This window comes from Stappia sp. TSB10GB4 (assembly GCF_900185745.1).
Taxonomy (GTDB): Bacteria; Pseudomonadota; Alphaproteobacteria; order Rhizobiales; family Stappiaceae; genus Stappia.
The window spans coordinates 1-10,797 of record NZ_FYAV01000009.1; the positions used below are offsets into that span (position 1 = coordinate 1).

8 protein-coding genes and 1 pseudogene are annotated in these 10,797 nt (G+C 67.7%); 5 read left to right on the forward strand and 4 right to left on the reverse strand.

Annotated elements, in window-relative coordinates:
* The 3 genes from TSB10GB4_RS00160 to TSB10GB4_RS00170 all read right to left on the reverse strand — a co-directional run.
* The coding region (locus tag TSB10GB4_RS00160; protein ID WP_186394071.1) for an IS110 family transposase at window positions 1-733 on the reverse strand (733 nt) is incomplete at its 3' end.
* Between the two features lie 294 nt (window positions 734-1,027).
* Window positions 1,028-1,342, reverse strand: a complete 315-nt coding sequence (locus tag TSB10GB4_RS00165) for a hypothetical protein (RefSeq protein ID WP_186394072.1) — start codon at window positions 1,340-1,342, stop codon at window positions 1,028-1,030.
* 328 nt (window positions 1,343-1,670) lie between these two features.
* Window positions 1,671-2,552 (reverse strand): tetratricopeptide repeat protein, encoded by an 882-nt coding sequence (locus TSB10GB4_RS00170; protein WP_208984298.1) that lies wholly within the window; start codon window positions 2,550-2,552, stop codon window positions 1,671-1,673.
* Window positions 2,553-3,364: 812 nt separating this feature from the next.
* Between TSB10GB4_RS00170 and parE the strand changes: the two genes are divergently transcribed.
* From parE to TSB10GB4_RS00195, 5 genes are all read left to right on the forward strand, one after another.
* The gene (gene parE / locus TSB10GB4_RS00175; RefSeq protein ID WP_186394073.1) at window positions 3,365-5,467 is read left to right on the forward strand and encodes a DNA topoisomerase IV subunit B; all 2,103 of its coding nucleotides are present in this window, start codon (window positions 3,365-3,367) and stop codon (window positions 5,465-5,467) included.
* 233 nt (window positions 5,468-5,700) lie between these two features.
* A complete protein-coding gene (locus TSB10GB4_RS00180; protein WP_186394074.1) occupies window positions 5,701-6,534 on the forward strand; it encodes a sulfotransferase family 2 domain-containing protein in 834 nt (277 codons plus the stop codon).
* A gap of 56 nt (window positions 6,535-6,590) precedes the next feature.
* Entirely contained in the window at window positions 6,591-7,013 is a 423-nt protein-coding gene (locus TSB10GB4_RS00185) for a hypothetical protein (protein ID WP_186394075.1), read from the forward strand.
* A 166-nt stretch (window positions 7,014-7,179) separates the two neighbouring features.
* Window positions 7,180-8,895 carry a DEAD/DEAH box helicase gene (locus TSB10GB4_RS00190; protein WP_208984301.1) on the forward strand — a complete coding sequence of 572 codons (1,716 nt, stop codon included), beginning with the start codon at window positions 7,180-7,182 and terminating at the stop codon, window positions 8,893-8,895.
* Between the two features lie 448 nt (window positions 8,896-9,343).
* Entirely contained in the window at window positions 9,344-10,405 is a 1,062-nt protein-coding gene (locus TSB10GB4_RS00195) for a GGDEF domain-containing protein (RefSeq protein WP_186394076.1), read from the forward strand.
* A 205-nt stretch (window positions 10,406-10,610) separates the two neighbouring features.
* Here the strand turns inward: TSB10GB4_RS00195 and TSB10GB4_RS23605 are convergent.
* Window positions 10,611-10,797, reverse strand: a pseudogene (locus TSB10GB4_RS23605) (IS110 family transposase); the annotation flags it as partial.

A 10,797-nucleotide genomic window follows, 5' to 3' on the forward strand; every position in this document is an offset into this window, starting at 1 on the left:
CCGCAAACCCGCGGGCCGAGGCGAACACGCGCGGATCCGGCGTCTTGATCGTCAACAAGGCCGCGCCCACCGGTCCCACCGAAGGGATCGCCTTAAGCCGCCGGGCGAGGTCGTCGTCGCGCACGAACGCTTCGAGCTCCGCCTCGACCTTTGCAAGCGCCGGCGCCAGCGCGGCATATTGCTCGCCCTGCAGCGCGAACAGCTTGCGGGCGAGCGGCGGCAGGGCGGGGTCGCTCGCCACCTGCTCCAGCAGCGTCTCGATGCGGCACAGCCCCTTGGGCGCGATCAGCCCGAACTCGGCCGCATAGCCGCGGATCGCGTTGGCAACCTGGGTGCGCGCCCGGATCAGGCTGGCGCGCACGCCCATCAGCATCAGCCGGGCCTGTTGCTCGGGGCTCTTCTCCGGCACGAAGCGCATGCCAGGACGCCCGCCCGCCTCGCACAGTCCGGCCGCGTCGGCCGCGTCGTTCTTGTTGCGCCCGACATAGGGCTTGGCGCGGTGCGGCGCGATCAGCCGGGGCTCGTGGCCCCAGCTTCGCAGCCGGCGCGCCAGGTGGTGGGCGCCGGTGCAGGCCTCGATCACCACCCGCGCCGGCGGCAAGGCCGTGAAGAACGCTTCAAGCTGGCCGCGCCGCAGTTGCCTGCGCAGCACCGTCGTGCCGGCCGCGTCAACCCCGTGAAGCTGGAAGAGATGCTTGGACGTGTCCATGCCGATGCGCGTAATCTCGTTCATTGGGCGGCTCCTTCGATGTGTTGGGACCATCATCTTGGCGCAAAACGACGCCGGATGGGGGCCGTCCACCCCAACGGGGCCGGAGAGCCGAGGGCCTCACGAAGGCACTCCCGAACGCCCCCACGACCGCGGTGGCTCTCCGGTCCCGGATCTTCGGCCTTCGGCCTCGTCCGGGAAGACGCGGGGAAAGGTCTGTGCAACAAACCTCCGCTGAGGGTGCCAATGGCTCCCGGCTCTCCGGCTTCGCCTGCGGCCGGAAGGGCGCCGGAGCGAGAAAACCCCCGAAAACCGCCCCTACCCGCCCGGCCGGCAGAGAAATGCCGCGGCGAGCGTCATCGGCGCGCGGGCGGAGGTCGGGCACGAGCGATCGAGCGTTTCCCAGGTGGTGTTGTTGAGCATCATGGAACAGCGGGCGAGCCTCGGCCCGTCGGGGCCGCGCAGGCAGACGGTTTCGCCGATCCGGTACTTCACGCCGAAATAGCGGCAGGGGCAGTCGGGGCGCGTGCCGGCGCTGCTGCCATCCGCAAGGGAGATGCCGCCCGCGCCCCCCGGCCGGTCGGCAACGATATCGGCGGCGGAGGGCCCTGCGAAAGCCAGGAGCAGAAGCATGGCGCATGCCAGACCCGACAGCAAAACAGCCAAGCGAGGAGATGAGATCGGCGCAAGCCCGCTGCCCGCGGCGACCCTTGAAAGAGCCGGCGCCGCCCGCCCGTCACGGGCCCGTCTGATACGGATGCGGGGCAGCCATGTCCTGCGCATGCGCGATGATAGCACGCACGCGCGGCATCGGCGAGCTTTCTGACGTTGCGGAATCCGGCCCTGGTCACCCGAATCCGAAATTCACCACACCAGAAACATAGGCTTGCTAGTCATCCTTTTGAATCTGAAGTTCGTTCAGAGCATGCCGAGAAATGTGACGAACTTCAGATTCGGGTGCCTAGTCGGTCGCCGCTCCGGCGACCAAGGTGCCGTTCTTCGCCAGCCAACTGTCGGCCATGGCGGCGGCGCGGCGGCGCACCTTCTCGGAGGCAAGGCCGAAGCTGCGCTCCTGCGCCTCGCCGATCCACAGCGCATCAGCGCCCTGCGCCCGGCGCTGGGCGACCGTCAGCCACATCAACCCGTCGGTGCGGTTTTCCACGCCGCGGAACTCGCCGTTCGACAGCAGTTCGCCGAGCCGCGCCTGTGCCATCAGATGGCCCTTCTGCGCGGCGAGCTTCAGCCAGCGCGCCGCCATGTGCGGGTCGCGCTCCTGCTCGTCGAGATACAGCATGCCGAGATGGAACTGGGCATCCGCGTCGCCGAAATAGGAGGCGGCATAGGTGAAGATCTCGCGTGCCCGCGCCACGTTCGGCTGGATCGCGCTGTTGTTGATGCCGGTGAGATAATAGGAGCCGAGTTCGACGAAGGCGCTGGCGATGAACGGCGCGCGCGGCGAGGTCGGGCTGTCGTCGGCATATTTCGAGGCGACCTGGCGGAAATATTCGAACGCCTTGATGTCGTCTTCCTGCACGCCGTCGCCGCGCGAATACATCCGCCCAAGCTTCCAGGCGGCGAGCGGGTGGCCCTGTTCGGCCGCGAAGCGCAGCGAGTCGAGCGCCCGCTCCTTCTCGCCGGCATAGTAGAACTGCGTGCCGACGCGCAGCGCCTCGCCGGGCGACAGATCCTGCGAGGCGGGCGCCGCGCCCGACAGTCTCGCCGCCGCTTCCGCAGCCGTTTCCTGCGCCAGGGCAGCAACGGGGGCCGCAACGGGCATGACCAGCGCCACGACCAGAGTTCGGGCGACAGCGCACACAAGGCCTGAACCGATGATCCGCATCATTGAGCACCTCGCGCCCGCGCCGGGTCATCTGTCTTCGCGTGCCGGCAGCCATCGGCGGCCGTGTCGCATCGTGAAGCGTGCCCTTCGCGCAAGCGTCCTGTCCTTATCTCGCGGGTCCTCGCCCGGATGCCGAAAGCCGAAAGGCCGTCGCGCCGCCGGGCGGACCCGTCAGGTTGCGCGGCGCGCATCGGCGCCACGTCCCCCCGTCTTGTTCTGCCCCTGATCCTGTCCGGGGAGAGACCTCCCCGACTGCCCGTCACGATACGGATCGGCGCACCTGCCAGTCGCCGAGTTCCGCCATGCGGGCCTCCTCTTCCTGTTCTCTCCGGACTCTAGACCGGCAACTGGGCAAGAGTAGGACCGTGCCCGCCATCCCACCGCCGCATTCCCCGGCACAGGCTTCGGACACCCGTCACGGTGGCCGTCAAAAAATGGCCGAAACGCGGCATGGCCGCCCCGATCCCCTCGCCCATGGAAGAGTCTTGCAACACTGTTGCAGGATCGTCACAAACGACAGGGCCGGCGGACGGCTCACCCGAGAAGCACATTCACCAGCGCGGAAACGATCAGCGCCCCCGCCGCCACCAGGTCGACCCGGCGCGCCACCCCCTTGTGCGAAATGATGTTCATGACCATTCCCTCCGGTTCCGCCCGCCTCTCAACCCTCGGGCCGCATCGCCATCCTGCCAGGGAGGAGTTGAAAAACGGTTGTTGGCCGGGCACTCAATGCTTGATCCTTGGCCGAATCCGCCGCACTTGGCAGACTTGGTGAATGATTCGGGCGCGGACCCGCGCCCCCGACCGGACAGAGCATGAGCATCGACCACGACCTCTTCGACACGGGCGCCGCCCCGTCCCCCGGCAAGCAGGCCAGCGCCGCGACGGTCGAGCGCCCAACCTCGGCATCAGCATCGGCATCGGCATCGATCCCGGCGCCCGCGCCGAGCGCCCGCCGCAGCGCGCCCCCCCGCGCCGAGCGCGGCGACGGCTCCGACTATACGGCCGAGCATATCGAGGTGCTGGAAGGGCTGGAGCCGGTGCGCCGGCGTCCGGGCATGTATATCGGCGGCACCGACGAGCGCGCGCTGCATCACCTCTTTGCCGAGGTCATCGACAATTCGATGGACGAGGCGGTGGCCGGCCATGCCAGTTGGATCGAGGTGACGCTGGGCGCCGATGGCAGCCTGACGGTCGTCGACAACGGCCGCGGCATTCCGGTCGACCCGCATCCCAAGCACCGCGACAAGTCGGCGCTCGAGGTCATCATGACCACGCTGCATGCGGGCGGAAAGTTCGACAGCAAGGTCTACGAGACCTCCGGCGGCCTGCATGGCGTCGGCGTCTCGGTGGTCAACGCCCTGTCGGAGGAACTGACCGTCGAGGTCGCCCGCGCCCGCAAGCTCTACCGCCAGGTGTTCCGCCGCGGCGCGCCGGTCGGCCCGCTGGAATGCGTCGGCGACGTGCAGAACCGGCGCGGCACCTTGGTGCGCTTCCTTCCCGACGAGCAGATCTTCGGCAAGGGCGCGGCGTTCAAGGCGGCGCGCCTGTTCAAGATGGCGCGCTCCAAGGCCTATCTCTTCTCCGGCGTCGAGATCCGCTGGCGCTGCGATCCGGCGGTCGCCGTGCTCGAGGGCGTCGAGGCCGAGGCAACCTTCCACTTCCCCGGCGGCCTGCGCGACTATCTCCAGGACGCGCTCGGCAAGGAGCGCCGCGTCATCGACGACACCTTCGCCGGCCGGACGAAAGAGACCGGCCGTCATGGCGCCGTCGAATGGGCCATCACCTGGTTCGCCGGCGACGGCTTCATCAATTCCTACTGCAACACCGTGCCGACGCCCGAGGGCGGCACCCATGAGGCGGGCCTGCGCTATGCCCTGCTGCGCGGGCTGAAGGCCTATGCCGAGCTGACCGGCAACAAGAAGGCCGCCATCATCACCGGCGACGACATCGTCACCTCGGCCGGCGCCATGCTCTCCGTCTTCATCCGCGAGCCGGAATTCGTCGGCCAGACCAAGGACAAGCTGGCGACCTCCGAGGCGACCCGCATCGTCGAGACGGCCGTGCGCGATGCCTTCGACCACTGGCTGACCGCCTCGCCCAACCAGGCCAACAAGCTGCTCGACTGGGTGATCGACCGGGCCGAGGAGCGGCTGCGCCGGCGCCAGGAGAAGGACGTCGCCCGCAAGACCGCGGTGCGCAAGCTGCGCCTGCCGGGCAAGCTCGCCGACTGCGCCTCCAACCAGGCGGCCGGCTCGGAACTGTTCATCGTCGAGGGCGATTCGGCCGGCGGCTCCGCCAAGCAGGCCCGCAACCGGCTCAACCAGGCCGTCCTCCCCTTGCGCGGCAAGATCCTCAACGTCGCCAGCGCCGGGCGCGACAAGTTCGCCGCCAACCAGCAACTCGCCGACCTGATCCAGGCGCTCGGCTGCGGCACAGGCAAGACCTATCGCGATGCGGACCTGCGCTACGAGAAGGTGGTGATCATGACGGACGCCGATGTCGACGGCGCCCATATCGCCTCGCTGCTGATCACCTTCTTCTACCGCGAGATGCCCGAGCTCATTCGCAACGGCCATCTCTATCTCGCCAATCCGCCGCTCTACCGGCTGACCCAGGGCGGGCGCACGCTCTATGCCCGCGACGACGCCCACAAGGACGCGCTGCTCGCCCGCGAGTTCAAGGGCAGTGCCAAGGTCGATATCGGCCGCTTCAAGGGCCTCGGCGAGATGCTTCCCGCCCAGCTCAAGGAGACGACGATGGACCCGGCGAAGCGCAGCCTCTTGCGCGTCGAGATCAGCGCCGCCGATCCGGAAGGCACCGGCTCGGCGGTGGAGCGGCTGATGGGCAACAAGCCCGAGGCGCGCTTCCAGTTCATCCAGGAAAACGCCTGCTTCGCCGAGGAACTCGACATCTAGAGCCCTACCTTGGCAGATTTCTGGAGGCCGGCCGAAAGCCTGCGTTTCGTCATGCCGTTGCGCGGAAAAGTCGAAAACCGTCTTTCCGCCATATCGCTCATCCATTAATGCTGAAAGGCCCTGCCCGCCCCGCGGGCGGGCCGAATTGATCCCCGCCCCCGCCGGGCGGGCAAAATTATAACAAGGTCGAACGACGCCGGGCGTCCGCGACCCAGTCACAGGAAGCCGATGCCGTGCTGAAGGCGATTCTCCACGCCTATATCCGCCGACGCCGGCCGCTGCGCGACCACAGCTTCCTTGTGCTTCCCCATCTCGGCCTTGCCTATGGCCGCTGCCCCAATTCGGCGAGCGAGGACATCCGCCAGGCCCTGCTGCGCCTGACCGCCGGCAGTGGCGGCGTTCCCTTCGACACCGACGATTTCGAGGACGACGAGACGGAGGACGTAACGGGAGCCGAGACAGAGACAGAGACAGAGACCGAACCGGAGGCCGGCGACGACGCCTGCGCCTATGCCACCGGCACCCTCGCCTCCTGGGCCGACGGGCTCAACCTCCTGTCCGGGCGCCAGCTCATGCGCCGCCATCCCGGCGCGCTGGTGTTTTCCGTGGTGCGCGATCCGCTGACCCGGCTCGCCGCCTGTTTCCACCGCATGCGGACCGAGGCCGCGCCGCCTCCTGGCGCCGACCGCGCCTTCCGCCCCGACGACGATTTCGCCGGCTTCGTTGCCCGCGTCTGCGCCCTGCCGGACTGGAAGAGCCCCAACGCCTATCGCAGCCAGACCGCAATCCTCACCCACAAGGCGCGGCTGCTGCCGACGCGCCTGCTGCGCCACGAGACCGGCGAGGCCGACTGGCAGGGCCTGCGCGCCGACCTGGCGCATGCCTGCGGCATCGATATCGGCCCGCTGCCGGGCATCGCCGAGCCGCATGGCGAGGCGATCGCCGCCCTCGTCGGCGAGATCGAGCCGGTGCTGCGCCTTGCCGTGCGCCGCCGCTATGCCGCCGACTACCGCAATTTCTACGAGGGTACGAGCCTTGCCCTGCCGGCGATCGGCGCGTCCGGTTGACCCGCCCTCGCCGCGTGGCGCAGGATCCCCACACCCGCATGCAGGAGGACCCGACCATGACCGCCCCTCTCGCTCCCCGTTTTGCTCCCCGTTTGGCTCTCGCGGCCGCCGGCCTTGCCCTGTGTCTTACCCTGTGTCTGGCGTCGCTTCCCGTTCACGCCGATCCGGTCGCCGACTTCGTTGCCGCCCTGCCGGACGAGTTCCAGGGGATGACCCGGCTGGCCGGGCCGGAGGGCAGCGGCACCGCCTTCGTGGTGGTGCGCGAGAGCGCGCGCGACCGGATCTTCATCCTGCGCGAGGGGGCAGCGCTGGTCGAGGTTGCCGAGACGGCGGAGCTGGAAGGGCGGATCGCGGCGCTGCGCAGTGAGGCCGACGCCCACGGGGTCGTGGCCTTCGTCGATGTCGGCGAAACCACGTATGAGCTGTTTCTCGAAAAAGACGATCCGACAGGCTACCTGTTTCAGCCGGCAAGTAACTGACGGCGGGCACTGGCGGCGATCCTCAGCGCAATTCTTGGCAAGACCGGTCCCGCGACTGTGTGTCATTGACATTTTATTTTGAAACTGTAGTGTGCGCGCCAAAGTGCCGGCCCCGCAGGACGCTGCCGGGGCATGGCTTTCGTCCCTGTCATACCATCAAGGTCATATGTCCTTTTCCTCACTTGGACTGAGCGAGAAAGTGCTCGCCGCTGTTGCAGCGGCCGGCTACACCGAACCCACTGCCATTCAGGCCGCCGCCATCCCGCACGTGTTGCAGAAGCGCGACGTGCTCGGCCTCGCCCAGACCGGTACAGGCAAGACCGCCTCCTTCACCCTGCCGATGCTGACGCTGCTCGAAAAGGGCCGCGCCAGGGCCCGCATGCCGCGCACGCTCATCCTTGAGCCGACGCGCGAGCTCGCCGCCCAGGTCGAGGAGAACTTCAACAAGTACGGCATCAACCACAAGCTCAACGTGGCGCTGCTGATCGGCGGCACCTCGTTCGGCGATCAGGACAAGAAGCTGGACCGCGGCGTCGACGTGCTGATCGCCACGCCGGGCCGCCTGCTCGACCATACCGAGCGCGGCAAGCTGCTGCTGCAGGGCGTCGACATTCTCGTCATCGACGAGGCCGACCGCATGCTCGACATGGGCTTCATCCCGGACATCGAGCGGATCTGCAAGCTGATCCCGATGACGCGCCAGACCCTGTTCTTCTCCGCCACCATGCCGCCGGAGATCCAGCGTCTCGTCGACACGTTCCTGCATAATCCGGCCCGCGTCGAGGTCGCCCGCACCTCCTCCACCGCCGACACCGTGACGCAGAACATCGTCGCCTCCGGCTCCAAGGATTTCGACAAGCGCGCCACCCTGCGCCGCATGGTCGACCAGGCCGAGAACCTCACCAACGCGATCATCTTCTGCAACCGCAAGCGCGACGTGCAGACCGTGTTCCGCTCGCTGCAGCGCCATGACTATTCGGTCGGCGCCCTGCATGGCGACATGGACCAGCGCTCGCGCATGGCGACGCTGGAGCAGTTCCGCAAGGGCGAGCTGTCTCTGCTGGTGGCCAGCGACGTCGCCGCCCGCGGCCTCGACATTCCCGCCGTCAGCCATGTCTACAATTTCGACGTGCCGACCCATGCGGAAGACTATGTCCACCGCATCGGCCGCACGGGCCGCGCCGGGCGCAGCGGCGTCGCGATCACCATCGTCACGCCGGGCGACCAGAAGTATCTGCAGTCGATCGAGAAGCTGATCGACCGCAAGATCCCCTGGCTCGACGAGGCGATCGACTTCGAGGCGGCGGCGGCCGAACGGCCGCGTCGCGGCGGGCGCAGCTCCGCCACCGGCCGTGGCCGCAGGGCCGAGGAGGAAGCCTCGGACGAGGCGGCCGAGCGTCCCGCCCGCAAGCGTCGCAGCACGTCGCAGGCAAAGGGCGAAGCCAAGGACACCGCCACCGAGGGGGCGAAGGCCGACAGCAAGCCCGCACGCGCACGCGGCGCCGGCAGGCCCGCGGCCGAGGCAAAGCCGGCAGCGGAAACGACTGCCACCGAGAAGGCTGGCACCGAGAAGGCTGGCACCGAGAAGCCCGTCTCCGCGAAGACCGCCGCCGAAAAGCCTTCCACCGAGAAGACCGCGACCGACAAGCCCGCATCCTCCGGCCGCTCCGGCGGCGAGCAGCGCAGTGCGGCGCCGCGCGATCGCGGCCCCCGCCGGGACCAGACAGCCGCTCCTTCGCGCGACCGGTCCGGCGGCAAGGGCGGGTCCGACAACCGGCGCGGCGGCAACCGTCGCCGCCAGGACGACGACGAGCCGGTGATCGGGCTTGGCGACCACGTTCCGGCCTTCCTGCTGCGGGAGATCCGCCCCTCCAAGGGCTGACCTCGCCGTCCTGGCGCTCCGCCGTAACGATGCCGAAAGACCGAATCGATGGCACCGTGTGCGCTCCCTCGCGGAACGCGACGGGGTGAAGGGGCAGGTCCAGCGCCTGCCCTTTTTGGTTGTGGTCGGGCCCCGGCCTCACCTGCCGGCAGAAGATGCTGTTTCACCTGTTCCCGCAAGGCGAAGGGCGCCCACCCGCCGGCTGCCGAGATGCCATGCGAAGCCCGCCGGATCGCCGCAAGGCCGGCCCGGACGCTCGCTTGCGGCCGCTTTTGCGCTGTTCCGCTGATTTCCGGGCACTGGCGCCTTTTTGGGCGTACGCTCCGTTGACGGAACTTTCAATTATGCTTAACCGTGCCTTAAGGCTTCACTGTCAAAAGTGAGAATAGATCCTTTTCGAGGTCGCGTGCATTTTTCCAGCACGAAACCGAGACGTGTGGAACATCGCATGGCCCAGGAAGACGACCACAAGCGCACCATCGTCTATGGTGACGCGGCGCTGAAATACATCCGCAAGAACGTCTTGCCGGCCTATCCGCGATTCTATGAACTCTGGTACACGTATGCGGCTGGTTTCAACCACTCGTTGAACAGGGCGGTCAACCAGATCGTCGGCGCGGCCGGCACGGTGACGACCGATCAGCTCCAGCAGATCTACAACAGCTTCCTGTCGCCGACGAAGCTTGGCGACCGCATCGACGAGGTCGGCGAGAAGCTGTCGGACGAGATCCGCGACATGGTCGATATGCTCGGGCAGAGCGCCGATTCGGTCAGCGAGTACGGCCAGTCGCTGGCCGGCGCCCAGAGCCAGCTCGAGACGCTCAAGGATCCGCAGCAGCTCAAGCAGCTTGTCGCGCATCTGCTCCTTGCCACCCGCAACACTGCCGATTCGAACCGGCAGCTCGAGGGCCAGCTCATCGAGTCGCGGCAGCAGATCGAGGAGTTGCAGGAGAGCCTTGAGGCGATCCGCTACGAGTCGCTGACCGACGAGCTGACGACGCTCAGCAATCGCCGGCATTTCGACCACACGATCGAGCGCATGGTCAAGGATGCGGCGCAGAGCCAGGAGCCGCTGTCGCTGCTGATGACCGACATCGACCATTTCAAGAAGTTCAACGACACCTATGGCCACCAGACCGGAGACCAGGTGCTGCGTCTCGTGGCGCTGGCGGTCAAGCAGAACGTCAAGGGCCACGACGTCGCCTGCCGTTACGGCGGCGAGGAATTCGCCATCCTGCTGCCGCACACCTCGCTGCGCCAGGCGGTGACCGTGGCCGAGCACATCCGCCGGGCGGTGCTGTCCAAGGAACTGGTCAAGCGTTCCACCGGCGAGAATCTCGGCCGCATCACCATTTCCATCGGCGTTTCGACCTTCCGGGGCACCGATACGCCGCAGTCGCTGCTGGCGCGCGCCGACACCGCCCTTTACGCCGCCAAGGCTGCGGGGCGCAATCTGGTGCGCTGCGAAACCGACCCGGACGTGGAAACCGACAACACCCGCGTCGCCTGACCGCCTCGCTTCGCTGCATCGCCTGACCGGATCGCTTCGCTGCATCGACTGGCTGCCTCCGGACACGCTCTCCCCCGCGTCCTCCGGACGCCCCACCCTCCGCCGTCATCCCGGACGAGCATCGCGAGATCCGGGGCCCATTGGCTGCCAGAGCGGCGGCGAGGGTGCGCCAACATCTCCTGCGCGCCGCCCTCTCTTTTCGTCATCAACTCATATCGTTGAGATGGTCTCTCGTTCTGGCGTTGAGGATGACGACGATCTTTCTCATGAGGGCTGTGAGGGCGACGATTGGCTTCTTTCCGTTTGCGATGAGCCTGTGGAAGACGGGTCGCAGCGGCCCTTTGCAGCGTGCGGCGCTGAGGGCAGCCATGAAGAGGATGGAACGGATCTGC